We start from the raw sequence: 24,153 nt of genomic DNA, 5'->3' as shown, positions 1-24,153 counted from the left end.
TTCTCTCCATTAAAATTTAATTAATGAAAATACTGGATAGCCTCTATCCTCAATTCTTTTTCTTCCTCCAAGAAATGTTAGTTCAAGGAGAAAATCGACGCTTACAATATTACCGCCAAGTTTTTCTACTAAATCAATAGCTGCGCTCATAGTCCCGCCTGTTGCAAGGACATCATCTATAAGAACAACTTTCATTCCTTTCTGGATGGCATCCTCGTGAACTTCTATTTTGTCTTCGCCATATTCCAGTGTGTATGTGGCACTTACAGTTTTATAGGGAAGTTTTCCCGGTTTTCTTATGATTGCAAGTCCTGCTCCTATCTTATATGCAAGGGCTGAAGCGAGCAAGAACCCTCTTGATTCAATTCCTGCTACAATATCAACACCTGCTCCTATGTATCTGTTCCCTATGAAATCAACAACTTTCTGAACTGCCCACGGTTTATGAAGGAGAGGAGTAATATCTTTGAAAACTATTCCAGGTTTTGGAAAATCAGGAATATCTCTTATTAAGAGAGCGAAGTTCCTGAATCTCTTTTTGAACGTTTAAGTCTGTTTCAACATGGGTCTTTTCCATCTGTTTTTACCTCCCGATTTTATGCTACGGTGTGATAGGAAAAATTTTAGCATTAATTGGAGCAGCAAAGAGTAATTTAAATGATGTGGATTATATGCGCAATATATATGCGAAGAATTTTAAAAACTAAAAAATTAAAACAGTTTTATGCCTTATGCCGGAACTATAAGTTTTCTCAGTTCTTTTATTCTGTCTCTTAATTTTGCGGCTTTTTCAAACTCCCAGTTTTTCGCAGCTTCTTTCATCTCTTTTTCAAGCTTTGCAATCTCTTCAAAAAGTTCTTCTTCTGTTTTTGGCATTTCTTCTTTCTTAATTTTCAGTGTGTAAAACTGAGAAAGGCCGGCATCTTCAAGAATGCTTGAGTCTATCTCTCTTTTTACTGTTTCAGGTGTTATACCGTGCTTTTCGTTATACTCTTTTTGAAGTTTTCTTCTCCTGTTTGTTTCCTCAATGGCTTTTTTCATGGAGTCGGTTATTCTGTCAGCATAGAGAATAACCTTTCCGTTAACGTTTCTTGCCGCTCTACCCATCGTCTGGATAAGTGCTGTTGTTGACCTTAAAAATCCTTCCTTATCTGCGTCAAGAATTGCAACAAGGGAAACTTCCGGCAGGTCAAGCCCTTCTCTTAAAAGGTTTACTCCCACAAGAACATCAAATTCACCGGTTCTTAACCCTCTTATTATCTCAACTCTTTCAACAGAATCTATTTCAGAGTGTAAGTACTTTGTTTTTATTCCCTTGTCTATCAAGTATCCTGTTAGCTCTTCTGCAGTTTTCTTGGTAAGAGTTGTGATAAGTGTTCTTTCATTTCTTTCTATCCTTTTCCTTATTTCTGAGAGAAGGTCTTCCATCTGTCCTTCAGTTTTTCTAACTTCAATTTCAGGGTCAAGCAGTCCTGTTGGTCTTATTATCTGTTCCACAACTTTTTCAGAAACATCAAGCTCAAACGGTCCCGGAGTTGCAGAGACAAAAATAGCCTGATTAACTCTTTCAAGAAACTCTTCAAAGTTTAAGGGTCTGTTGTCGTAAGCAGAAGGCAGGCGAAAACCGTGTTCTATCAGGTTGTGTTTTCTTGCTCTGTCTCCCCGCCACATCGCCTTTATCTGGGGGATGGTTACGTGTGATTCATCTATAACAACGAGAAAATCATCAGGAAAATAATCAAGAAGGGTAAAGGGCGGTTCACCTGGCGCTCTCCCGTCAAGGTGCCTTGAGTAGTTTTCTATTCCCTTGCAGTGGCCTATCTCAAGAAGAAGTTCCATGTCATATCTTGTTCTCTGCTCTATCCTTTTTGCTTCTACAATCTTATCCTGAGAGAGAAAAAACTCTATTCTCTCCTCAAGTTCCCTTTCTATTGAGTTTACTGCTTTTACTATCTGTTCATAAGGGGTAACATAGTGGGATGCTGGATAAACTGTATATTCATTAAATCTTCTCAACACTTTCCTGTCAAAATAGTCCTGTTCTGTTATGGAATCCACTTCATCTCCGAAAAACTCTATTCTGATATAGCGGTCTTCAACATCAGCCGGAAAAATGTCTATCACATCCCCTTTTACTCTGAAAATTCCCGGGCGCATTTCAAATTCACTTCTTTCATATCCGAGATTTACCAGTTTTCTTATAGCTTTATCCCTGTCTATCTCCTCTCCTACCGTAAATCGTAGTGCAAGGTTTGAGTAGAAGTTTGGGGAACCAAGGCCGTAGATACAGGAGACTGAAGAGACAACGATAACATCTCTTCTTGTAAGTAGTGATACTGTGGCAGAGTGTCTCATTCTGTCTATTACAGGATTTATTGAGCAGTCTTTTTCTATGTAAACATCCCTGTTTGGGATGTAGGCTTCCGGCTGGTAGTAGTCGTAGTAGCTTATAAAATACTCAACAGCATTGTCCGGGAAGAAATTTTTAAGCTCATGGTAGAGCTGAGCTGCAAGGGTCTTGTTGTGGGATATTACAAGTGTGGGTTTTTGAACTTCTTCAATAACTTTGGCAATTGTGTAGGTTTTTCCGCTTCCTGTAATTCCAAGAAGGGTCTGGTATTTAAGTCCTTCTTTTATTCCTTCTGACAGCTCTTTTATCGCTTTAGGCTGGTCGCCTTTAGGTGTAAATGGAGATTTAACTTTAAATATACTCATAGTAGAGTATAATTTATACCTGCGAGCTTAAACAGGGAGTAAAAAATGAGAAAAATTCTATTAATTGTCCTTTTATCTCTTTCAACAACATCATTTTCAGCAGATATAAATTTTGGGCTTAACTTTATAGAGATGGAATGTATGACCTTGCCGGTCAAACCTTTTCTCAGATTTTAAATGAGAGCCCTTCTTTTGACCTTAAAAATTATCTTGTTCCGATGGCTGAAACTTTCGTAAAAACGGGAGATGTTGGTAGTTTAAAGAAGCTTATCAAGATATGGGAGGCTAAATATCCTTCATATCATCGCGGGGTTCTTCTTGCGGCAAAACTTTTTGTTGATATAAAGTCTGGAAAGCCATTTAAAGAAAGCTTTGATAAAAACAGTTTTCTGGCGTTGTCGGTAAATGGTAAAGTTGAATTTTTAAGGGTAATTTCAGATTTTCCACTTTCTGTTGATGATAAGTTTTATCTTTTAACCCTTGGTGAGAAAAATGTTGATATAAAAGGAGCCCTTGCGGAGAGCGGTTTTCTTGAAAAATTTGCTGAAGAAGCTGTTAAATACAAAAGGCAGGATATAACAGATTATCTTTTTGCAAATTACGGAGACTGGCTTAATAAGGAAAAATTTGCCCTTCCGTATGTCAGGTATCTGATTTCAAAGGGTAAATATGCAGATGCAGTTTTAAGGCTTCAAAAACTTTATGCGAAAGATAAATCTCCGGAGATTCTTTTTGAACTTGCAAAAGTGTATTACCTTCAGGGAGAGTATGGTAAAGCTTTAAAACTTGCAAGGAAACTTAATTCAAAAGAGGCAAAATTCCTTAGAGCCTGGGCTTATTTCAAGCTTGGTCTTAAAAAGAAGGCTTTTGAAGAACTTGGAATGAGTGTTAAAAAACCTGCTGTTCCTGAAAGTTTAAAGGTTGCTATTGATTTCTTCAAAGGGAAAATAGACCCTGATGCTGTCAAAAAATACTATCCTGAGTATTACTATAAGGCGCTCCTCTACACATTTTCCACTTTTGCCGATGAGTCTGTTAATGGAGTTAATTATCACGATGCTGGTTTCTTCTTTTATGAGTCAGGAAAGTTTGATAAAGCTTTTGATTATTTAAAACAGGCCGTTGCTGTAAAGAGAGATAGATACTTAACTCCAAGAACTCTTTACATTATAGGTGAAACAGCCGGAATAAATAAAGATATCGGGGTAATGGTGTATTCCCGGATTTCAAACAGTTATCAGCGAACTCCCTACTATAAAGCTTCAATCATTCCTTATGCAAGGGCCTTAATTTTAAAAGGGGATTTTTCTCCTGCTGTTAAAGTTCTTGAGTATGGGAAAGAGCAGTTTAAGATGGACACTCCTTTACTTCGCAAGCTTTTAGGAAAAGCTTACTATTTTGCCAGAGAGTATGGGAAAAGTGAAAAGGTTTTAAAGCCAATAATTTTCAAAGACGATGAGGCGTTCCACTTTTTCATTCTTGATAAAGCTTTAAACGGAAAATTGGATGTGGCTTTTGAATATTTAAGATTAAAGCTAAATAATAACAGACTATTTGCTTATGTTGATTACGGAAGGCTATTTTACCTTTCCTCAAAACTCGGGAAAACAAAACTGATAAAGAAAGTTTCTCCACCTAAAGAACCCACGGTAGCAACGATGTATGGAGTGATTGCAGGCAATAAAAAACTTATGAAAAGTCTGCTTTCAAGAGTTAGCGAAGTTGAAAAGATGGTTCTTCTTTACACCCTTGCGACCATTGAAAAATCGCCTGAAAAGAGGTTTTACTATCTTTCCCTTTTAAAGGCTGTAGCATCTACTCCTGAAATAGCAAAATTTGCTCAGCAGATGGAAGAGTATGATGCCTATGTTTCTGGTAAGTTTGATACTCTTCTTTTAAACAATCCGGAGTTTATAGCTTACAACCCTGAAAACACCCTTTCAGATATCCATGCTCTTATTGAGAAAGCAAACGATTACTATGATGCTAAAGGATTTTTAAAAGCTTATGGCCTTTACAGAATGGCAGTTGAACGTTCTTCCGACCCTGAAATCAGAACTTTTGCGGCTATGAGAATGGTTGATATTGACCTGAAGTTGAAAAACTACAGAAGAGCAGTTGAAGATGCATCCATGATTCCTGAGGATACTGAAAAAAGAAAAGATGTGAAAAACTTCCTTCTGATGGAGATTTACTACAAGCAGGGAAGACTTCTTGATGCTTTAAATGCTGGAAGGGCTGTAAGTGATATAGAGAATCTTCCAGAGGACAAGCGGATAAAGTTTGCCGCTCAGCTTGCTTCCCTTTACAAGCTTGCCGGGAAAGAAACAGATGCGATGAGGCTTCTTAATTACATAGTGAATAAGGGGCATCTTTCTGAAATAGATTATGATGACCTTGTTAATCTTGCCCTTTTCCTTGATAAAAAGGGGAAAAGGGATGACGCTGAGAAGCTTTTAAAAGAAGCCTACAGGAAGGCTAAAAAGAAGGAGCAGAAAGCAGAGTCTCTTTTCTGGCTTGCTACAGTTCAGGAGGAGAAAGGGGACGTTGATAGTGCTGTTATGAACTATCTGAAAATTCACTATGAGATTGGTTCTGAACCATGGAATTCAACAGCTATTTATAAAGCTGCATCAATTCTTGAGTCTCAGGGTAAGTATGAGCAAGCTTTGAAGTTATACAGAAAAGTGTTTAAAATTAAAGGGAAATCTCCTGAAGGGCTGAAAGCTCTTGAAAGGATAAAGGAAATAGAGAAAAAGATGAGAGGAGGCTTATCAGATGCAGAAACAGAAAGGTAGTAAATTTATAGAGCTTTTGGTTAACGAAATAGCAAAAAATCTTCTTAATAATGAGTATGTGATAGTTGATGATGAAGAATACTTTAAAGAGAAGGTGAAAGAGATAATACTTAATGAGTACAGAATAGATAAAGAACTTGAAGAGGAAGCGGAGAAAATCCTTCAGGAAAATTCTGATGAGATAATGTATAGAGGGATTCCGTTTTTTAAAGCAAGGAAGCTTATAATGGAAAAACTTGCTAAAGAGAGGGGTTTACCCGCTCCAGGGAGCATTTTTACCCGGGAGAAGGCGAACTATATAGCCGGGAAAATTTTAAGGTTTATTCTTACAGACGATGAGATAGACTACACTCAGGAAAGAGGAATAATAAGACAGCACATAGTTAGAGCTTTTAACACAATATCTAAAGTTAGAAAAGAGGTTGACAGAGCGGCAAGAGAAAAGATTGAGTCTATGTCAAAGCCTGTTCCAGAAGGGACTCCTGAATGGAATGCTCTTTACAGGAAGTTTTATGAAGAAGAACTGATAGCGAGAGGGTTAATTGATACAGAAGATAGCTAAAATTCTTGTTGTTGGATGGGCTGTTTTTGTTCCCTTCTATTTTTACAGTTACTTTGTGGGAGAAAATTCTTTAACCACTTTGCGTCAGCTTGAGGCAAACTATAAAAAGTTGCTGAAAGAGAAGGAATTCTGGCAGTCAAAAATAGATATACTTTCAGAGAGAATCAAAACCATAGAGAAAAATAAAGATTTTTACTATGAAAAACTTGCAAGAGAGATGTTTATAAAAGGAAAGGAAGGTGAAGAGACCTTCCTTTTTGTCAGGAAAAAAGAGCAAAAATTTCATATTTTAAATAGAAACTCAACAAAAACGGAAGAGTAAACTTTAAGCATGTCCCACCTTTTATCGTTGTTTCCCAGAATCTGTTCAGGTGTTAAGTTCTCTTTTTCTACCTCATCTTTGTAAGCTTCTATCCATTTTAAAATATCCTCTTTTGTTACCTCTATGTGAAACTGGATTCCTACAGCTTTTTCATATCTGAACGCCTGATTTGGATAAAGGGGAGTTGAAGCAAGCTTTACAGCACCTTCTGGTATATCAAAGGTATCACCGTGCCACTGAAAAACTTCAATTTTGTTTTGAAATATATACTCAAACTCATTTTGAGGATAAAGTTCATACCAGCCTATCTCTTTTCCCATCTCTCCTTTGTAAACTCTTGCACCCAATACATGAGCTATTATCTGAGAACCAAGACATATTCCAACAACTCTTTTTCCCTTTTTAATTGCTTCTTCAACAAGTTTAAATTCATACTTTAGAAAGGGATATTTTTCCGCTTCATAGACTCCCATAGGTCCACCTAGTATCGTTATAACTTCGTAATCGTCAATGCTATCAACGGTTTCGTTCTTAAAAGCGCTTATAGTTTCAACTTTCAGTCCTTTTCTCTCAAAGAGAGGGGCAAGTGTTCCCGGTCCTTCAATCTCTATGTTTTTCACAAACAGTGCTTTCATTTTACACCCCCTTAAATTTGATACTGTTAAATAGAAATCTTACAACATTTGTTGCATAGCTTCCTGATGGAAGTTCAAATTTTAGAACGGTTTTCTCTTTCATCTCTGTAATTTCAAAATTTTCCACTCTGACAAACGTTTTTCTTGAAAAGCGGTGAAAATAGCCGGAAAACCTTTTCATAGAATCAACTTTTATTCCCTCTTTCCTGAGAATTGGAGCATATATAGGATTTTTAATCTCCGGGTAGAACATCTCAATTTTTTCGGGGATACCCGGTTTTTCTACCGGGAAAAACATAATTCCAGCTTTATATTTAAATGCGAAAAGTTCTTTACCGCTTTTTTTTATCATACTTGCAACAGCTTTATTAAAAAGAAGGCTCTGAAAAATATTTATTTGAAACTCTATCTCTTTGCGGGGTATGAGTTTAAAAAGGGTTTCTGGAGATGCTGCTGGAATTTTTAGAAGATACTGTGCTATCTTTTTTCTCCATCCAGAAAGGAGAAGAACGGCTTCTTTAAAATTACCTTCTAAAAACGCTTTTTTTCCTTTTCTGCTTTTTGAGTTTTCCCAGCCTGCTGGTGTGAAAAGATATTCTATTGCCTGTTTGTAATTTCTACTAATCAGGTGATGAATGAAAAGTTGTCCTTTTCTTAAAGATATAAACCGCTGTTCGCCATAATAGTTAGGAACTCCTGCTCTTCTAATAATTTCTATCTTTTCTTTGTCTTTTAGCGTTTCTCTTACAACAATTTCAAATCGGTTTCTTTTTATAGAGGAGGATGTTATAGGTGATGTTGAAAATCCGCAGAAAGATAATTTAAGGTTTCCCTTATTTAGCTCTTTCAAACTATATTTTGCGGGAATAGAGATAAACTGAACAGTTTCTGCATTTTTGTCCTTCAGCCCACCATATCCTATAAACTTTACGGGAATTTTGGAGATTTTTGCTATCCTTTCCATCACTTCCTGGGTTTCAAGCCCCCTTTTCCAGAGCCTGTAAATTCTATAGTCTCCGCGGTTTTTGAAGAAATTATCGTTTAAAATTTCTTTTACTTTAAAATCTTCAGGACTAAATTTTATCTTTGCCAACTGTCTCTCCTTCTGCCGGCGTAGCTCAGGTGGCAAGAGCGGGGCACTCGTAATGCCCAGGTCAAGGGTTCAAGTCCCTTCGCCGGCACCATCTTAAATAATGGTATAATTAAGTCCGTTTTAAATTTATTTCCATTCCTGAAGTTTATCTTTTTAGTTTTTTCTGGAGGAGTTGGATGTCTGATAAGAAATATGATGCTTCTGCGATAAAAGTCCTGGAAGGTCTTGAGGCGGTTAGAAAAAGGCCCGGTATGTATATTGGAGATACAGGTGCTTACGGTCTTCACCATCTCGTGTTTGAGGTTGTTGACAATAGTGTTGATGAGGCTCTTGCAGGATATTGTTCAGAAATAGAAGTTGTGATACATGAAGATAATTCTATAACTGTAGCTGATAATGGAAGAGGTATTCCTGTTGATATACATCCAGAATATGGTAAACCTGCTGCTGAAATTGTTTTAACAGTTCTTCATGCAGGTGGAAAGTTTGAAAAGGATGCGTATCAATATTCTGGTGGGCTTCACGGTGTTGGCGTTTCTGTTGTTAATGCCCTTTCAGAATGGCTTATAGTTGAAATCCATAGAGATGGAAAGGTTTATAAGCAAACTTATGAGAAAGGTAAACCTGTAACTGCTTTTGCCTGCATAGGGGAAACTCATAAAAGAGGAACTATAATAACTTTCAAGCCTGATCCTGAAATTTTTGAGGTTACAGAATTTAGCTGGGATGTTCTTGCTAACAGGCTGCGGGAGCTTGCTTTTCTTAATAAAGGTTTAAAAATCACTCTGGTTGATGAGAGAGAAGAACCGCCTAAAAAAGAGGTTTTCTATTATGAAGGTGGAATTGTTGAATTTGTAAAGAAGATAAATGAGAAAAAAGGGCCTCTCTTTCCAGAACCGATATATGTGGATGGAAGAAAGAACGATATTATTGTTGAAGTTGCCCTGCAGTATAACTCCACCTATTCGGAGCAGATTTTCAGTTTTGTTAATAACATAAATACACGGGAAGGTGGAACACATGTTTCAGGGTTTAGATCTGCTCTTACAAGGGCTATAACAAAGTTTATAGAAGAAAACAACCTTATTCCTAAGAATGCAAAGCTTTCTATAACTGGAGATGATGTAAGAGAGGGACTTGTTGCTGTAATCTCAGTAAAAGTTCCGAACCCGCAGTTTGAGGGACAGACAAAAGCAAAACTCGGAAATTCAGAGGTTAAGCCGGTTGTTACATCTATAGTTTATGAAAAACTTACAGCTTTCCTTAACGAAAGGCCTGATATTGGACGAAAAATAGCAGAAAAGGTCATTACTGCAGCAAGGGCAAGGGAAGCTGCAAAACGTGCCCGTGAAATGACAAGGAGAAAGAGCGCTCTTGAAGAATTTTCTCTTCCCGGTAAACTTGCAGATTGTTCAGAAAGAGACCCTGAAAAGACAGAACTTTATCTTGTAGAGGGTGATTCTGCAGGTGGGAGTGCAAAGCAGGGTAGAGATAGAAGATTTCAGGCAATTCTTCCTTTAAAGGGTAAAATAATAAATGTAGAGAAAGCAAGAATAGAGAAAGTTCTATCAAATGATGAGATTAAAACTATAATTACAGCTCTTGGGACAGGTGTTGGCTCTCACTTTGATATTTCCAAGTTAAGATATCACAAGATAATAATAATGACCGATGCGGATGTTGATGGAGCACACATTAGAACGTTGCTTTTAACTTTCTTCTTTCGTCAGTTTCCAGAGATTGTTGAAAAAGGGTATCTCTACATTGCCCAACCGCCGCTTTACAGGCTAAAAAAGGGTAAAAAGGAGATGTATATAAAATCTGATGCTGAGCTTGAAAGGGTTGTGGTTGATTTTGCCCTTGATACGATTCATTTAATTGATAAAACCGGAAAAGAGATGGAAAAGAGCAAAGCTTTATCTGTTGTTGAGAAGATTATGGAACTTAACAGTATAGTTTCTATGCTTTCAAGAAAGAGAAACAGGGATGTTGTTAATGCTCTTTTAAGGGCACAGGCGGATTATAGGATGCTTTATAATGAAGAAAGTGCAAGTGAACTTGCATCTTTAATAAAAGAGAATCTTCCAGAGTCACTTAAAAATTGTGAAATACGGGTAAAAGAGGACAAAGATTCCTGCTGTTTTTACATAGAGATAGATGTTCCTTTTGATAACTATCTTACAAAAACTGTGATTGTGGATGAGAAGTTTTTAATCTCTGACCTGTTTAAAAGAGGTAGAGGTCTTAAAAAGCAGATAAGAGAAGAGATAGGAAATCCTCCTTATAAAGTTAAAAAGAAAGGAGAAATTAAGGAGTTTAGTACTCTTGATGAGCTTTATGAATTTGTTTTGAAAACAGGGAAAGAGGGAATTTATATACAGAGATACAAAGGTCTTGGTGAAATGAACCCTGACCAGCTCTGGGAAACAACGATGAATCCTGAAAATAGAACACTTTTAAAAGTTTCTGTTGAGGATGCAGTTGCCGCAGATGATGTGTTTACCGTTTTAATGGGTGATAAGGTTGAACCTCGTAGAGAGTTTATACAGAAGTTTGCCAAAGAGGTTAGGAACCTTGATATATAAGAGGTGGCAATGCTACCTCTTCTTTCTTCCTGTTACAAATCTTGCTACTGTAGCAAATCCTCTTAATGTGTCTGTAAAAGAATTAACAACCTCTTTAAGCTCTCTAAATGTTGATGTAACTTCTGTTTCCGTTTTATCTATAAGTTCTCCTAATTTTTTAAGTATAGAATAAGCCACAATTGTCAGAACCACAATGGAAACTGTTATAATCACCATACAGGTTGCTATTACAGCAAGAGATACCGTTTCAACACTCATGTTTCATCCCCTAAATTTAATGATTTTCTTGAAAATATTGTATCATTTTGTTAAATTAAAATCAGTGGTTATTTATAGGCAGAATTATCTGCTAAATTTTTGCTTTTTTATTAAATGGGAGAAAACCGTTTAATTTCTAGAGGAAGTTGATTTTCGTTGCCTGAAAGTATAATTTTAGCTGAAAATTTTCAAATTTAATATAAGGAGTGTAGATATGGAAATGATAGATAAACTTGTAGAGAGATTTAAGGAGATAACAAGAGCAAAAGGATTGAAAGTTACTCCACAGAGGGTGGCTATTTACAGGGAGCTTGTTAGCCGGTATGACCATCCTTCAGCAGAGGAGATTTATGAAGCTTTAAAAAATAAGTTTGCCGGAATTTCACTTGCTACTGTTTACAGAACTTTAACCAATCTTGAGAAAATTGGACTTGCTCAAAAAGTTGCTACTGTTAATGGTATAGCAAGATTTGACGGAAATGTTAAACCTCACAGCCATTTTATCTGTACAGAATGTGGAAGGGTTATAGATATTGATTGCAAAGTAGAAATTGACACTAAAAAGCTGGAAGATATGAACCTATGCGTTGAGAAATGTGAGTTTGTATGCTACGGCATCTGCGACAAATGTCAGCATTAAAATAGGGGGAGATATTTATCTCCCCGCATTAAGTTAAATCTCTTCGTTGATAAAAATGTCAAGGAGCTTTTTAACTCTATCGTCCCCAATTGAGTAAAGCACTTTAGTTCCTTCTTTTCTAAAGTTGAGAATTCCAAGTTCTTTCATAATTCCCACATGTTGAGAAACCTTTGGTTGAGAGATTCCAAGCTCCTCTTTAAGCTCTTTTACACATTTTTCTCCGTCTGAAAGAAGCATAAGAATTGCTATTCTTTCAGGATGACCGAGCACTTTGATGATTTCAGCTTTCATTTTCATTTCTGAAGTAATAACCATTTTAAAACACCTCCTCTTCTATATTTTCAGCGTATATGTTGTTCCATAAAGCACTGAATTTACCGAACCTATTTCCATCCCATTTGTTTGATGGAACTCCAAGTTCAGCTCTTTCAAGAACGTTTTCTATGTTCTTTTTTAAAACCTGCTTTACTGTTTCTTCAACTTCAGTTATGTTGCGCTCTTGTGCTTCTTTAACTTCAAAATCTGGATTCTCAAATAGTTTAAGCCCTTTTTTCGTTCTTACAAAACAGAGAGAATATCCATCTTCCATATATGGAACAAATGTTAAGTCACTTCCTCTGGAGGATAAATTCATACACACTTTGCATCCCTCATTCAAATAATAGTAATACTCTTCAATTGAAAATGCAAACGGCTCTTTTTTAGATATGAATACTCTCCCCTTTTTGAAGAAAGTTTCATCAAAATCACACTGCGGAAGTTTTTTCTCCTTTAATAGACAATTCATACCTTCAAGGGACAGTGCACCTATACATCCTATTCCTATTTTTAGAGAAAATTTAAGCACAGCAAAGTTGCTTCCTATTCCGTAGTACTGCATCTTATTTATTCCATCAAGAATACAGGAGTGTCCTATAACTCCGAGTTTTTCAAAACTATACTTTTGGGTTATCTCTTTCAAAATGGAATTTTGCCCTCCATGGATAAAGAAGAACGGTTCAAAGCTATCAATCTCTTTTAGGGATTTAATAAATACCGGCTTTACTGACGGGTTTTCGCAGTTTTTTTCAAGAGTAGTTCCGATAGCACTGTCTATTAAGCCTTTTTTGAAAGCTTCCTTCAAAATAGCCTTTAAATTGCTACGTGAAGTGCAGCTTTTTTTGTCCTTTATAAGAAAAGCTTTTGTGTATCTTCCTATAGTAAATTGTCTATAAAGTCCGAACATTCAATTCCTCCATTACTCATAAACTGGTTGAGGATAAGGTTTAAACGATTGTGGACATCCTGCAAGGCAGGAACCGCAACCAACGCAAAGTGTTCTATTGAAGATTGGACGCTGTGTTTTTCTACTGAATTCTATCGCTTTTGTTGGACAGGCACAAATACATGTTCCGCAGCCTGTGCATAGTCCCTTGTTTACAACTTCGGTTAAAATGTCATAGCCGGAGGCAAATGTTGAAAATACCATGTGTTCAAAAGGTTGCAGAAAATCCTCATCAATTTCCAGAAGGGCAAGCAGAAATCTATACAAAAGGTAAGGATTCGGAGGACAACCGGGAATTACATACTTTACCTTTCCTTTAAGCATTCCAAGTTCGGTTATTGGTATAGATGCCTGATGAGATGGTTGTGGAGCTTGAGCTCCCACATTAAGTCTTCTTATTCCGCCAAAAGCGGCGCAGCCGCCGACGGCAACAACGATATCAGCTTTCTCTTTTATCTCTCTAACAAGCTTTATATGTGGCTCAAATCCTATTGAGAAAGAACCTTCAACAAAAGCAACGTTTATTTTTGGAATTTCTTTTTTATTTGTTAAAAGATTTGAGTAAGCTATTTCAACAGTATCAAGAATTTCTGTTAGTTCATCAAACATATCAAGAAATGCTATCTGACACCCTGAACAGCTTGATAGATGGAAAAAACCAAGCTTAACTTTTATATCTTCATCAAATTCATTGAAAGAGTATATCAATCTCTACCTCTTCAATGGGTTGAACAGGCGATACACGGGTCGTAGGCTCTCACTATAATTTCTGCATATTCAGCTCTTTCCCCTTTTAAAGATTCAGCTATCGCTATCATGTTTATAGCGGTGGGAACCATAACTTTATAATATGTTATTCTACCTGATTTATCAACTTTAACTTTGTGGATATTTACACCCCTTGGTGCTTCAACTGCTCCTATCCCAACAGTTTCGTTATCAGATGTTGGAAATGTTGGATTTCTTATCTCCTTTTCAAACGTATCTTTTTCAAGGATTTCTTCTATTTTTTTAATGGATGGAACTATCTCCTGTGCTCTTAGTATATGGAGTTCTTTTATTCCGCCTTTAGGTTTAAATTTTCCATCTGTTACTTTTCTTGCCCTTGCACCGGTTTCTGCTCCTTTTCCGTTTATGAGTATAGTTGTGTTTGTAGCTTCCCTTTTTAGTGGAAGTTCTTCAAATATCTCCTGAGGGTATATTTCTTTTAGACTGGAGGATTTTAAATCTTTTAGCGAGAAAAACGGTAAATTGTGCTTCCCTAAGGTTTCAGGAAGATTTCTTTCTTTCCAGACTTTTTCTATATATTCTATAAATGTTTTAACTTCTGTTTCTGCAAGGCTTTTTATCTCTTCTATCATTTTAAGAAGCCGCTCTTTCACACTGTTTTCTATCGGTGAAGAGATGCCACCTATAACTATGTTTGAAGGATGGATTGTTCCGCCTCCCACGATTTCAAGAATAGAAGATACTGTTTTTCTGATTTTCTGCACCGATTTTATGAACTCAAAGCGCTCTTTGTCGTTTTTAAAAATATTTCCGGAAATGAGAATATGATGAAGGAGGTGGTTGTAGACTCTAACAGAGAGATTTATTACCTCTCTTAGTTTTTTTGCTTTCTCAGGAACCTCTATCTGGCAGGCGTTTTCTACAGCCCTTGATACTGCTATACTGTGAACAGCCTGACACATTCCGCATATCCTTGAAGCTGCTATGGGAGCAAATGTTGCCTCTTTATCAAGGAGCATCGTTTCAAATCCTCTTACAGGAACGAGGGCGTAATAAAACCCTTCTGTAATTATCCCATCCTCAACCTTTAACACCAATTTAGAATGACCTTCTGTAAGTGGAATCGGTTCTATCTCAAGCTTTTTTATCACAGGTTTTCTCCTTAAGCTCTTTGAGAGTTGCTTCAACATTTTCAAGGGATGTGCCACAATCTATATAAAGTATTCTTTCCGGTGTAAAGGTTGCTTCCTTCTCTTTCACAAATTCAACAAGCTTTTCAGGGTCAATGTTTATATCATTTCCAAATTTAAGAATAAGTTTCCCAGATGGAGTAAGGGAAAGTTCCATTACTCCCAGAGCTTTTGCAAGTTTCTTTATTCTAAAAAGCTTGAAAGTGTTTACAACAGGGTCTGGTATCGGTCCGTAAAGCTCTTCCATCTTTGAAAGAAGAGTTTGGGGATTTTCTGCTGTTGAAAGCTCTGAATAAATTTTAATCCGCTCTTTTGCATCCTGAATGTAATCTTCAGGGATAAATGCTTCCACGGGAACATTTAACTTAACATCTTTTTCCTGCTCTTTCTCCTCTAACACTTCTGAAAACAGTTTCATATAAAGATCGAGCCCGACAGAGTTTATATAACCGCTCTGCTGGGGACCTAAAAGGTTCCCAGCTCCCCTTATTTCAAGGTCTTTAAGTGCAAGCTGGAATCCTCCTCCAAGCTGGGAGACTTTTTTTATCGCTTCAAGTCTTTTTACAGCGTCTTTTGTAAGTTTTGCTTTTGGTGATGTGAGAAGGTAGCAGTATCCCTTTTCAACACCTCTACCAACCCTTCCTTTTAACTGGTAAAGCTGGGAAAGTCCGAAATTTTCAGCTCCTATAACTATTAATGTGTTTGCAGACGGTATATCTATACCGGATTCTATAATGGATGTTGCGATGAGTATTTTGATTTCACCTTCAATAAATCGGTGCATAATTCTTTCTACTTTATCAGCTCTCATCTGGCCGTGGATTATCTCAGCCGGGGTGTCAGGAAACATTGCTTCAACTTTCTGTCTTATCTCTTCAAGGGATGAGATGTCGTTGTGAACTATGAAAATCTGTCCCTCTCTTTCAAGTTCTCTCTCTATGGCAGTTTTCAAAACTTTGTCAGAATATTTCATTACAGAAACTTTTGTTCCTTTCCGTCCAACAGGCGGTGTTTCTATTACAGAAATATCTCTGAAACCAGAGATTGCAGAGTATAAAGTTCTCGGTATGGGTGTAGCTGAAAGATAGAGAACATCAAGATTTTTCTTTAACGATGTGATTTTCTCTTTGGTTTTTACGCCAAACTTGTGTTCTTCATCTATTATTAATAGACCTAAGTTTTTAAACTCAACGTCATCCGATGTGATTCGGTGGGTTCCTATTAAAATGTCCACTTCACCGCTTTTTACCTTTTCTAAAATTTCTTTTTGCTCCTTTTTTGTTTTAAATCTTGAAATAAGTTCAATTTTTACAGGAAATCCTTTAAAACGCTTTTTAAATGTTCTGTAGTGTTGCTCTGCAAGGATTGTTGTAGGTGCAAGGAGTGCAACCTGTTTTCCGTCAGAAACAGCTTTCATCGCAGCTCTCATCGCCACTTCCGTTTTTCCAAATCCTACATCTCCACATATAAGGCGATCCATCGGCTTTTCCGATTCCATGTCTTTATAAACATCCCTTATTGCTTTTAGCTGGTCTTCTGTTTCTTTAAAGGGAAATGCACTTTCAAACTCTTTTAAAAGCTGCCTGTCACCGATTATCGCTTCTCCAGAGGACGTTTTCCTCTCTTTATAAAGCTCAGCAAGCTGCTGGGCAAACTTTATAAGAGAAGCTTTAACCCTTCTTTCAAGATTTTTCCAGGAAGTTCCACCGAGTCTGTCAAGTTTCGGTTTCTTTCCTTTATATCCTGTGTAGGGGAATATTCTGTCTATCTGAGTAAATGGGGCAAAAAGCTTTTCTCCTCTGTCATATTCAATTTCAACAAAGTCAAATTTTTTCCCGGCTATATCTCTACTTGTTATTCCTTTAAATATTCCTATACCGTAATCTCTGTGGATTACAAGTTCTCCAGGCGTAAGGGTAAAAACGCTCTTTTCTTTAACAGGAGTAAATATTTCAGTTTCTGTAAGAAAGGTGAAATTTTTATTTTTGATTCTGTATCCTCCAGAAGAGATGCCTTTTTCTATCTCAATTTGCAGGGTTAACTTTTTCCGCAGTTTTTCAATTTCATCCTTCAAGCTTTCTGTTGAGTAGATAACTTTTATTCTGTCATTTTTTACAGATTTTAAAATCTCTTCCGCCTCAACAACGTCTATTGGTGGCATCGGGGAAATTTCAAAATCTATTTCACACTTTTCCTTTTCAAATATTTCAATTTCAGGTTCAGGAAGTTGCGATTCTATAAAATCTTCAAAGTCTGCTACCGGTATGTTTTCTCTCTTTAAAAGCCTGAAGTCGTTTTCATAATTTTTTATAAGATCAGTTTTAATGGCTTTACACTGGTGAGTTTCAATAGTTACAGTTAAAAAATCGTTAAGGTAGGTTGTAATAGGAGTTAAATCAAATATAAACGGAAGTAGCTTTTCTCCACCACTTATTGAAGGGAAGAGAAGATGTTTCTCATAAACTTCAGGATAGAGGTCTTTTATCGGTTTCATTTTCTTTTTATCAGGTATCATTTCATAAATTGGTGTTAAAACATAGCTCTGTGTCTCTTTTCCGTTTACTGTGATTTTTTCAACTGTATCTCCGAAAAATTCAACAGAAATTTTTTCTTCAGGGGTTTGAATTACAAGATGGTCTCCTTTAAGTATAAACTCTCCTTCGTCAGGCTCAGCATCAACTCTTGTAAAACCTGCAGAGGATAAAAACTCCGAAAGTGTATCCCTGTCTATTTCCTCTCCTTTTCTTACTTCAAAGATTACCTCTATCAGCTCTTCAGGAGGTATCACCTTTTGAAGCAGACTTTCCACACTTACAACAACAACTTCTACTTTTTCTTCCATTAATCTGTGAAGGGCATGTAATCTTTTGAACTGGGAAAGTGCAGATGGAGAAGCGATGTCAAATGGTGATGTGTCCCATGCTGAAAAATGGACAGTTTTAATTTTTTCCCTTTCAAGGTCATGATAAAGAGCTTCTGCAAGTGGCTCTGAAGGGGTTATAACTAAAACCTGCCTGTTTATTTTTGAAAGTAGCTCTTTTATAAAGAGCGCTTTAGATGCTCCAGGAAGCCCGGAGCATTTTACTTTTTCTTTCAGTTTAAGCTTTCCTGTTACAAGTTTTAACAGCCTTTCATCCATTTCTATTTTCCTGCTTGCCTGGTTTTTGGGAGTATATTTTACATTTAATCCTGTAAGGAGGTTTTAGTGATTGAAAATCTGTTTTTAGTTATAATATTTCTTACTGCGGTTTTTGCAATTTTCAGGATAAAATCTGGAAAGTGTTCAACGTGTAAAAGGAAAAGTTGTCCTTTTAACAGAAGGAGATAGTTGGATGAGAACTCTTGAAGAGCTCAGGAAAGAGATTGATGGGATAGACAGACAGATTATAGACCTTTTAAGCAGAAGGGCAAAACTTGCCAGTGAAGTAGGAGAGGTAAAGAGAAAAAAAGGACTTCCGTTCTATGTCCCTGAAAGAGAAGCTGAGATTCTTACAAAGCTTGAAGAGCTAAATAAAAATTATGGTGTTCTTCCTCCCGAATCTATTAGGGCCATCTTTAGAGAGATAATTTCAGCCTGCAGGGCACTTGAGGAACCGACAAAGGTTTCTTTCCTCGGTCCCTACGCTACGTTTACTCACCTTGCCGCTTTGAAACATTTTGGCACCTCTTCCGATTTGAGGCCGATGACCTCTATTACCGATGTTTTTGAAGAGGTGGATAAAGGGAGGGTTGATTACGGGGTTGTTCCTGTTGAAAACTCTATAGAAGGGATTGTTAATTATACAGTTGACATGTTTCTTGATACGGAACTAAAAATATGTGGAGAGATTTTTGTTCCTGTTAATCTTCACCTTCTAAGCCGTGAAACTTCTCTTGAAAATATAGAGAAAGTTTACTCTCACAGGCATGCTATTGCACAGGCCAAAAAATGGCTTGCTGAAAATCTTCCTGATGCTGAAGTTATTGAAGTTTCAAGTACTGCAAAAGCAGCGGAACTGGCAAGTAAAGAGAAGGGTGTTGCAGCAATTGCAAGTGAAGCAGCAGCTCTTTTATATGACTTAAACATTCTTGAGAGAAATATTCAGGAGATTTCAAAGAACTTTACAAGGTTTTTTGTTGTAGGCAAGAAGGATTCTGAAACTCCTACAGGCAATGATAAAACTTCCATTATGTTCAGCACGAAACATGTTGCCGGGGCACTTTTTCATGCTCTTAAGCCGTTTGCCCTTTATGATGTTAACCTTACTAAAATTGAGTCAAGACCCACTAAAAAGAGACCGTGGGAGTATGTTTTCTTTGTTGATATAGACGGACATAAAACTGAACCAAGAGTCAAAAAAGCTCTTGAAGAGGTGGCTAAAGATACAAGTTTTATGAAAATTTTAGGTTCATATCCGAAAGGTTTTAAGGAGTAAGCTATGTCACTTCAGAAAAAAGCTACTGTAATTGCAAGTGGTGTCGCAGGAATTCTCGTTGTTATAAAGCTTGCTGTCGGACTTATTAGCGGTTCAGTTGCCGTTCTTGCTTCAGCTATGGATTCTGTCCTTGATATTTTCGTTTCTATGTTTAACTATTTCGCAATTCATAATTCTGAAAAGCCGCCAAGCGAAAGATTTAATTACGGTCTGGGTAAGATAGAAGCTCTTGCTGCAGTAATAGAAGGGACAATAATCACAATGTCCGGTCTTTTTATAATGTATCAGGCTGTTAAGAAAATCATTCATAACGAGCCAATTCATTACCTTGGCCCTTCTCTTATTGTGATGGTGATTTCTATAATCTTAACGGCTGCTCTTGTGATTTTCCTTGAGTATGTGGCAAAGAAAACCGGGAATCTTGTTGTTAAATCGGATGCCTTACACTATAAAACCGACCTTCTCTCAAACTCGGCTGTTGTTTTATCTTTGCTGATAGTTTACTTCACTAAGTTTTATGTGATTGATGGGATTTTTGGTATAGCTATAGCTCTTTATATTATCTATTCTGCGTATGAGCTTATCAAAGAGGGTGTTTTAATCTTGATGGATGTAGCCCTTGAAGATGAAAAGGTTGAGAAGATAAAAGAAATAATAAGATCAACACCAAAGGTAACAGATTACCATTTTCTCAAAACTCGTAAAGCTGGACCTTTTAACTTCGTTGATGTTCATCTTGTTTTTAATCCGGAAATTTCGCTTCAGGAAGCTCACGATATAGCTGATGAAGTTGAAAGGAGAATTAAAGAGATAGATCCTGATAAAAGATGGGAAGTTACAATCCACCTTGATCCTGTTGATGATTCTATAAACCATGAACACAAGATTGTTGATGGCAGTGATAGATGAGTGAGATATTTCATCCGCCTGTTCTTTTAAAAGAGAGTGTTAAGTTTTTGAATGCAGAGAAAGGGGGTGTTTTTGTTGACTGCACTTTGGGAGGCGGAGGGCATACAGAGACGATTCTTGAAGCAAATCCGGAAAACAAAGTAATAGCAATAGATAGGGACGAGGAAGCGATAGAAAGAGCCATCAAAAAACTTGAGAGATTCGGTGATAGGTTTTCTGTTTATCATGCAAACTTTTCCCAGATAGATGCTGTTCTTGATGAGGAAAGTGTTGACTTTGTTGATGGGATTCTTTTTGACCTTGGTGTTTCCCATTTCCAGCTTAGGGGAGATAGAGGTTTTTCTTTCTGGAAAGATGATTTTCTTGATATGAGAATGGACAGAACACAGAAATTAACAGCAGAAAAGGTTGTAAATACCCTTTCAGAGAGGGAACTTGCAGATATAATTTTCAAGTATGGAGAAGAGCGGTTTGCAAGAAAAATAGCAAGGGAGATAGTTAAAAGGCGTAAAATTAAACCTATAAGAACAACCGCTGAACTTGCAAAGATAGTTGAAGAGGTTATACCTAAAAGGCTCTGGGCAGGAAGAAAAAAACACCCTGCTACAAAAACGTTTCAGGCTATAAGAATCTATGTTAATAAAGAGTTTGAAAGTATAGAAGAGGGAATTCCAAAAGCTGTTGAAAGACTTAAAGAGGGTGGAAGAATTGTTGTTATTACATTTCATTCACTTGAAGACAGAATAGTTAAAAACATTTTAAAAAGTAGAGAAGATCTTAAGATAGTAACAAAAAAACCAATACTTCCTTCTGATGAAGAGATAAAAACAAATTCTGCAGCAAGAAGTGCAAAGTTGAGAGCTGGAGAGAAAATTAATATTTGACTTCATTCATCCTCAACCTAAATTTCCTTTTGCAAATTTTATACAGGGAGTATTTATGGAAAGAACGAAAGGTCAAAAAATCCTTGAGATAGTTGCTTCGGCTTTTGGCGTTACAGGTTTATTCATTACAGCACTTGGCTATCCGAATATCGGATTTATGGTTGCTCTTTGTGCTTCAACTCTTTATGCTGTATATGCTTTTAAGACAAAGCAGTATGGCATTTTAACAAGTTCAATAATTTACGCTATCGTTGAGATTGTAGGTATCATTCACTGGACTTTTGGCAATGGAAAATAAAACGGTTTTAAAACTGTTTGCCGTTTCCCAGCCGGGGATAGAGGAAATTACCCTTTCAGAGCTTGAAAACATCGGAATAAAGGGAGAAGTAGTTCCCGGTGGTGTTGAGTTTAGGGGAGGTCTCAGGGAACTTTATCTTTCAAATCTTTGTCTTAGAACAGCTAACCGTGTTTTGGTAAGAGTTGCTTCTTTCAGGGTGAAAACATTTGCTGAACTTGTAAAACGAATTGCCAGGTATCCATGGGATATCTATTTCCCATATTTTCAGAAGGTTAAGATAAGGGTAACCTGTAAAAAATCAAAGCTCTACCACTCTGATGCTGTTGCTGAAAGAGTTTTAAAAGGGATAAATAATAGATTAAAACATACAATTGAAAAGGCAAAATTTGAAGATGAGGGAACTTCTTTAATTGTAAAAATAGAAAACGATTTTTGCACTGTAAGTATTAACAGTTCCGGGAAACCTTTATATAAAAGAGGTTATAGAGTTGTTGAAACACAGGCTCCTTTAAGAGAGAATCTTGCAGCAGCGATTGTTCTTGCTTCAGGATGGGATAGAAAGATACCTCTTGTTGACCCTTTCTGCGGTTCAGGGACGATTCCCATAGAAGCGGCGATGATAGCTGGCAACATTCCTCCGGGAATAAAGAGAAAATTTGCTTTTATGAAGTGGAAAAACTTTGATGAAACTCTTTTTTATTCTGTTAAAACTGAACTTGAATCCAGAATAAAAACTGAAATCCCTTCAATTTTTGGCTTTGATATATCTGAAAATGCGATAAGAGCTTCTGTTGAAAATATGAAGTTTTTCAATCTTAGTATAAAGTTTAGAAAGGCTTCCCTTCCAGAAAATGGTTTACCGGAAATAGCTTATGTTGTTACCAATCCGCCTTACGGCAAGCGGATAGTTGCAGATACCTTTTCTGTTTACAGACGGTTTGGAGAGTGGCTAAGGAAAAGTTTTCCTGCGGTGAAAGTAGCCTTTCTTTCTCCTGATAAAAAACTTGCCCGGGTGACAGGTTTAAAGTGCAGGAAGGTTTTGACCTTTTCAAACGGGGGAATAAGGGTTAGTTTATATAGAGGTTAACTTTTAATTAAGGGAGTATCGGTGCCTTGGATTACGAAAAATTATCCGCTTACGATTTAATGGAGACTTTTATTTTAAAAGCCAGATATCCGATTTTAACCGCTTCTTTCAGTATAAATACAGTTGTTCTCATCTACCTTGCTTTAAAGATAAAACCTGACATAGAGGTTGTATCTATTGATACCGGGTTGCTTTTTAAGGAAACATACCGGTTTATGGAGGAAGTGAGGAGTAAATTTAATATTAATCTTAAAATTATAAAGCCTGAAATTTCCCTGAAAGAGCAGGCAGAACTTTATGGAGATAACTTATGGAATAGCGACCCTGATAAGTGCTGTTTTTTGAGAAAGGTTAAGCCTCTTGAAACTTTTCTTGAAACTCAGAGTGTTGATTTATGGATTACAGGTATGCGGAGAGACCAGTCAAAGACAAGAAGTAATTTGAAAAAGGTAGAGTTTCATAAACTTCCTTCCGGAAGGAATATTATAAAGATTAATCCTCTTGCTGACTGGAGCAGAAAAGAGGTTTGGGGTTTTGTTAGCAAGCACGGTCTTATGTATAATCCTCTTTATGATAGGGGTTATACAAGTTTTGGTTGTGTGCCATGTACCGATTTACCTATGTCTTCTGATGAACGTTCAGGAAGGTGGAAGGGAAAAAGTAAAACAGAATGTGGAATTCATACTTTTACAGAAAAAATAGAGTAAAATTGTTGATAGATTTTAATGGAGGAAGTTATGCAGGAAGATTTAAAGAAGGCGGAAAGACTTGCAAGAACGGTAGTTGCAGACTTCTTTTTATACAATCAGGATAAGATAGATAAGGCGTTGAAAGAAGATACTCTTTTTGACCTTTTAAGCGGAGAGCTTGAAGATTCTGAAAAATTTTATAACTCAAACGTAAGTGCTGCAGTAAGAAAGTCTTCCAACTATTTCTGGGATACTTTGTTTAATAGACTTATGAAAAGGGAAGCTCAATTGCTTGACCTTTAAATATGCTAATAGTAGCAATATTAATTTACTAGGGAGAAGTTTTATTATGGAAGGTAAAGGAACTGAAACAAAAGAGAAGGATTGTTTATGTGAAGACAGGCCTTTCCTTGAAAGAACATTTGAAAAGGCGTTATGGGCAAGCCGTCTTCTTGTTCTTATAGCAGTTATTCCGTCTCTTTGTGCCTCATTTGCCCTTTTCATAATAGGGACAAATAAGATTTTTAAGGTATTTGTAAAGACTATGGAAAATTTTATGGACTATGATGCAAATTACTACAAATATGCTATAGGTAACATTATAACTGCCGTTGATATTTATCTGATAGCTACAGTAATGATTATTTTTTCACTTGGCCTCTATGAACTTTACGTAAGCAAGCTTGAGCCTGCAGAAGTGTCTGATAATGTTAAAATTCTTAACATTAAGTCCCTGGAGGATTTAAAAACAAAGCTTGCAAAAGTTGTTTTAATGGTACTTATCGTTACCTTTTTTAAGTACGCTCAGAGAGTTGCTTATTCTACTCCTATGGACCTTTTAGTATTTGGTGGTGCTATTTTAACCATAGCGCTTACCGTTTATTTTACAGGAAAACACGCAAAATAGGTTTTTCGGTAGGGGGTGAGCACATTCTCCCCACCCTTTTCCAATACCCCCAGCCTATTAGCCACCACAAAAACATCCTCAAGCAGCACAACAGGGAAACAAGCAACATTAAGATTAAACAAACAATCCCACTTACTCTTTAAAACCTCAAAAGGCGTTCTCCCATTCATACC

The 24,153-nt window shown here is 36.8% G+C and carries 24 protein-coding genes and 1 tRNA gene; 15 read left to right on the top strand and 10 right to left on the bottom strand.

Annotated elements, in window-relative coordinates:
* Positions 1–9: 9 nt before the first annotated feature.
* Positions 10–510: an adenine phosphoribosyltransferase gene (locus CHB58_RS07290; protein ID WP_089323451.1), complete on the bottom strand. Its 501-nt coding sequence runs from the start codon at positions 508–510 to the stop codon at positions 10–12.
* 219 nt (positions 511–729) lie between these two features.
* Positions 730–2,715: an excinuclease ABC subunit UvrB gene (uvrB, locus tag CHB58_RS07285; protein WP_089323450.1), complete on the bottom strand. Its 1,986-nt coding sequence runs from the start codon at positions 2,713–2,715 to the stop codon at positions 730–732.
* 45 nt (positions 2,716–2,760) lie between these two features.
* Between uvrB and CHB58_RS09195 the strand changes: the two genes are divergently transcribed.
* Genes CHB58_RS09195 through CHB58_RS07270 form a run of 4 tightly spaced genes read left to right on the top strand, consistent with a single transcriptional unit; the run spans position 2,761 to position 6,397 of the window.
* A complete protein-coding gene (locus CHB58_RS09195) occupies positions 2,761–2,892 on the top strand; it encodes a hypothetical protein (protein ID WP_274534099.1) in 132 nt (43 codons plus the stop codon).
* The gene (locus tag CHB58_RS07280) at positions 2,853–5,513 is read left to right on the top strand and encodes a tetratricopeptide repeat protein (protein WP_089323449.1); all 2,661 of its coding nucleotides are present in this window, start codon (positions 2,853–2,855) and stop codon (positions 5,511–5,513) included. Before CHB58_RS09195 ends, CHB58_RS07280 begins: the two co-directional genes overlap by 40 nt.
* Positions 5,494–6,075 (top strand): DUF507 family protein, encoded by a 582-nt coding sequence (locus CHB58_RS07275; RefSeq protein ID WP_089323448.1) that lies wholly within the window; start codon positions 5,494–5,496, stop codon positions 6,073–6,075. The genes CHB58_RS07280 and CHB58_RS07275 overlap by 20 nt, the downstream gene beginning before the upstream one ends.
* Complete coding sequence (locus tag CHB58_RS07270) at positions 6,056–6,397, top strand: hypothetical protein (protein ID WP_089323447.1); 342 nt, start codon at positions 6,056–6,058, stop codon at positions 6,395–6,397. Before CHB58_RS07275 ends, CHB58_RS07270 begins: the two co-directional genes overlap by 20 nt.
* On the opposite strand, the gene CHB58_RS07265 is transcribed toward CHB58_RS07270, so the two are convergent.
* Both CHB58_RS07265 and truD read right to left on the bottom strand, forming a co-directional pair.
* The gene (locus tag CHB58_RS07265; RefSeq protein WP_089323446.1) at positions 6,358–7,032 is read right to left on the bottom strand and encodes a type 1 glutamine amidotransferase; all 675 of its coding nucleotides are present in this window, start codon (positions 7,030–7,032) and stop codon (positions 6,358–6,360) included. The two genes, CHB58_RS07270 and CHB58_RS07265, sit on opposite strands and share 40 nt — an antisense overlap.
* Position 7,033: 1 nt before the next feature.
* Positions 7,034–8,125, bottom strand: a complete 1,092-nt coding sequence (gene truD, locus CHB58_RS07260) for a tRNA pseudouridine(13) synthase TruD (RefSeq protein ID WP_143341009.1) — start codon at positions 8,123–8,125, stop codon at positions 7,034–7,036.
* A gap of 14 nt (positions 8,126–8,139) precedes the next feature.
* Here truD and CHB58_RS07255 point away from each other — a divergent pair.
* Both CHB58_RS07255 and gyrB read left to right on the top strand, forming a co-directional pair.
* A tRNA-Thr gene (locus CHB58_RS07255) sits at positions 8,140–8,216 on the top strand.
* 85 nt (positions 8,217–8,301) lie between these two features.
* Positions 8,302–10,710 (top strand): DNA topoisomerase (ATP-hydrolyzing) subunit B, encoded by a 2,409-nt coding sequence (gyrB, locus tag CHB58_RS07250; RefSeq protein ID WP_089323444.1) that lies wholly within the window; start codon positions 8,302–8,304, stop codon positions 10,708–10,710.
* Between the two features lie 12 nt (positions 10,711–10,722).
* Here gyrB and CHB58_RS07245 read toward each other — a convergent pair whose 3' ends face one another.
* Positions 10,723–10,968: a hypothetical protein gene (locus CHB58_RS07245; protein WP_089323443.1), complete on the bottom strand. Its 246-nt coding sequence runs from the start codon at positions 10,966–10,968 to the stop codon at positions 10,723–10,725.
* A gap of 214 nt (positions 10,969–11,182) precedes the next feature.
* Here CHB58_RS07245 and CHB58_RS07240 point away from each other — a divergent pair, with 214 nt between their 5' ends.
* Positions 11,183–11,608, top strand: coding sequence for a Fur family transcriptional regulator (locus CHB58_RS07240; RefSeq protein ID WP_245807363.1), 426 nt, complete (start codon positions 11,183–11,185; stop codon positions 11,606–11,608).
* Between the two features lie 33 nt (positions 11,609–11,641).
* Here the strand turns inward: CHB58_RS07240 and CHB58_RS07235 are convergent, their stop codons facing one another.
* From CHB58_RS07235 to mfd, 5 genes are read right to left on the bottom strand one after another with little or no spacing between them, the layout of a single operon-like run.
* Complete coding sequence (locus tag CHB58_RS07235) at positions 11,642–11,923, bottom strand: ArsR/SmtB family transcription factor (RefSeq protein WP_089323442.1); 282 nt, start codon at positions 11,921–11,923, stop codon at positions 11,642–11,644.
* Position 11,924: 1 nt separating this feature from the next.
* Positions 11,925–12,833, bottom strand: a complete 909-nt coding sequence (locus tag CHB58_RS07230) for a Coenzyme F420 hydrogenase/dehydrogenase, beta subunit C-terminal domain (RefSeq protein ID WP_089323441.1) — start codon at positions 12,831–12,833, stop codon at positions 11,925–11,927.
* Between the two features lie 12 nt (positions 12,834–12,845).
* Complete coding sequence (locus tag CHB58_RS07225; RefSeq protein WP_245807362.1) at positions 12,846–13,580, bottom strand: NADH-quinone oxidoreductase subunit B family protein; 735 nt, start codon at positions 13,578–13,580, stop codon at positions 12,846–12,848.
* 11 nt (positions 13,581–13,591) lie between these two features.
* The gene (locus tag CHB58_RS07220) at positions 13,592–14,752 is read right to left on the bottom strand and encodes a nickel-dependent hydrogenase large subunit (RefSeq protein WP_089323440.1); all 1,161 of its coding nucleotides are present in this window, start codon (positions 14,750–14,752) and stop codon (positions 13,592–13,594) included.
* A complete protein-coding gene (mfd, locus tag CHB58_RS07215) occupies positions 14,736–17,930 on the bottom strand; it encodes a transcription-repair coupling factor (protein WP_089323439.1) in 3,195 nt (1,064 codons plus the stop codon). The genes CHB58_RS07220 and mfd overlap by 17 nt, the downstream gene beginning before the upstream one ends.
* 193 nt (positions 17,931–18,123) lie before the next feature.
* Here mfd and pheA point away from each other — a divergent pair, with 193 nt between their 5' ends.
* From pheA to CHB58_RS07175, 8 genes are read left to right on the top strand one after another with little or no spacing between them, the layout of a single operon-like run.
* Positions 18,124–19,206, top strand: a complete 1,083-nt coding sequence (gene pheA / locus CHB58_RS07210; protein WP_089323438.1) for a prephenate dehydratase — start codon at positions 18,124–18,126, stop codon at positions 19,204–19,206.
* Between the two features lie 3 nt (positions 19,207–19,209).
* The gene (locus tag CHB58_RS07205; protein WP_089323437.1) at positions 19,210–20,115 is read left to right on the top strand and encodes a cation diffusion facilitator family transporter; all 906 of its coding nucleotides are present in this window, start codon (positions 19,210–19,212) and stop codon (positions 20,113–20,115) included.
* Positions 20,112–20,999 carry a 16S rRNA (cytosine(1402)-N(4))-methyltransferase RsmH gene (rsmH, locus tag CHB58_RS07200; RefSeq protein WP_089323436.1) on the top strand — a complete coding sequence of 296 codons (888 nt, stop codon included), beginning with the start codon at positions 20,112–20,114 and terminating at the stop codon, positions 20,997–20,999. Before CHB58_RS07205 ends, rsmH begins: the two co-directional genes overlap by 4 nt.
* A 55-nt stretch (positions 21,000–21,054) precedes the next feature.
* Entirely contained in the window at positions 21,055–21,297 is a 243-nt protein-coding gene (locus CHB58_RS07195; protein ID WP_089323435.1) for a nicotinamide mononucleotide transporter, read from the top strand.
* Entirely contained in the window at positions 21,287–22,384 is a 1,098-nt protein-coding gene (locus CHB58_RS07190) for a THUMP domain-containing class I SAM-dependent RNA methyltransferase (protein ID WP_089323434.1), read from the top strand. The genes CHB58_RS07195 and CHB58_RS07190 overlap by 11 nt, the downstream gene beginning before the upstream one ends.
* Positions 22,385–22,410: 26 nt before the next feature.
* A complete protein-coding gene (locus tag CHB58_RS07185) occupies positions 22,411–23,091 on the top strand; it encodes a phosphoadenylyl-sulfate reductase (RefSeq protein WP_089323433.1) in 681 nt (226 codons plus the stop codon).
* 30 nt (positions 23,092–23,121) lie between these two features.
* Positions 23,122–23,376: a hypothetical protein gene (locus CHB58_RS07180; protein ID WP_089323432.1), complete on the top strand. Its 255-nt coding sequence runs from the start codon at positions 23,122–23,124 to the stop codon at positions 23,374–23,376.
* A 46-nt stretch (positions 23,377–23,422) separates the two neighbouring features.
* On the top strand, positions 23,423–23,980 hold the full coding sequence (locus CHB58_RS07175) for a YqhA family protein (protein ID WP_089323431.1): 558 nt from the start codon (positions 23,423–23,425) through the stop codon (positions 23,978–23,980).
* Positions 23,981–24,153: the final 173 nt, after the last annotated feature.

Source organism: Desulfurobacterium atlanticum (genome assembly GCF_900188395.1).
Classification (GTDB): Bacteria; Aquificota; Aquificia; order Desulfurobacteriales; family Desulfurobacteriaceae; genus Desulfurobacterium_A; species Desulfurobacterium_A atlanticum.
Note: the sequence above shows the minus strand (reverse complement) of the source record. Positions and strands in the feature narration are given on the sequence as shown.

Bases quoted from the DNA above. Each gene is read 5' to 3' on its own strand.
- mfd (WP_089323439.1), bottom strand. From the start codon at position 17,930: ATGGATGAAAGGCTGTTAAAACTTGTAACAGGAAAGCTTAAACTGAAA.
- CHB58_RS07245 (WP_089323443.1), bottom strand. From the start codon at position 10,968: ATGAGTGTTGAAACGGTATCTCTTGCTGTAATAGCAACCTGTATGGTG.
- gyrB (WP_089323444.1), top strand. From the start codon at position 8,302: ATGTCTGATAAGAAATATGATGCTTCTGCGATAAAAGTCCTGGAAGGT.
- CHB58_RS07275 (WP_089323448.1), top strand. From the start codon at position 5,494: ATGCAGAAACAGAAAGGTAGTAAATTTATAGAGCTTTTGGTTAACGAA.
- CHB58_RS07175 (WP_089323431.1), top strand. From the start codon at position 23,423: ATGGAAGGTAAAGGAACTGAAACAAAAGAGAAGGATTGTTTATGTGAA.
- CHB58_RS07205 (WP_089323437.1), top strand. From the start codon at position 19,210: ATGTCACTTCAGAAAAAAGCTACTGTAATTGCAAGTGGTGTCGCAGGA.
- uvrB (WP_089323450.1), bottom strand. From the start codon at position 2,715: ATGAGTATATTTAAAGTTAAATCTCCATTTACACCTAAAGGCGACCAG.
- CHB58_RS07230 (WP_089323441.1), bottom strand. From the start codon at position 12,833: ATGTTCGGACTTTATAGACAATTTACTATAGGAAGATACACAAAAGCT.
- CHB58_RS07280 (WP_089323449.1), top strand. From the start codon at position 2,853: ATGTATGACCTTGCCGGTCAAACCTTTTCTCAGATTTTAAATGAGAGC.
- CHB58_RS07235 (WP_089323442.1), bottom strand. From the start codon at position 11,923: ATGGTTATTACTTCAGAAATGAAAATGAAAGCTGAAATCATCAAAGTG.
- CHB58_RS07190 (WP_089323434.1), top strand. From the start codon at position 21,287: ATGGAAAATAAAACGGTTTTAAAACTGTTTGCCGTTTCCCAGCCGGGG.
- rsmH (WP_089323436.1), top strand. From the start codon at position 20,112: ATGAGTGAGATATTTCATCCGCCTGTTCTTTTAAAAGAGAGTGTTAAG.
- pheA (WP_089323438.1), top strand. From the start codon at position 18,124: ATGAGAACTCTTGAAGAGCTCAGGAAAGAGATTGATGGGATAGACAGA.
- CHB58_RS07265 (WP_089323446.1), bottom strand. From the start codon at position 7,032: ATGAAAGCACTGTTTGTGAAAAACATAGAGATTGAAGGACCGGGAACA.
- CHB58_RS07180 (WP_089323432.1), top strand. From the start codon at position 23,122: ATGCAGGAAGATTTAAAGAAGGCGGAAAGACTTGCAAGAACGGTAGTT.
- CHB58_RS09195 (WP_274534099.1), top strand. From the start codon at position 2,761: ATGAGAAAAATTCTATTAATTGTCCTTTTATCTCTTTCAACAACATCA.
- CHB58_RS07195 (WP_089323435.1), top strand. From the start codon at position 21,055: ATGGAAAGAACGAAAGGTCAAAAAATCCTTGAGATAGTTGCTTCGGCT.
- CHB58_RS07240 (WP_245807363.1), top strand. From the start codon at position 11,183: ATGGAAATGATAGATAAACTTGTAGAGAGATTTAAGGAGATAACAAGA.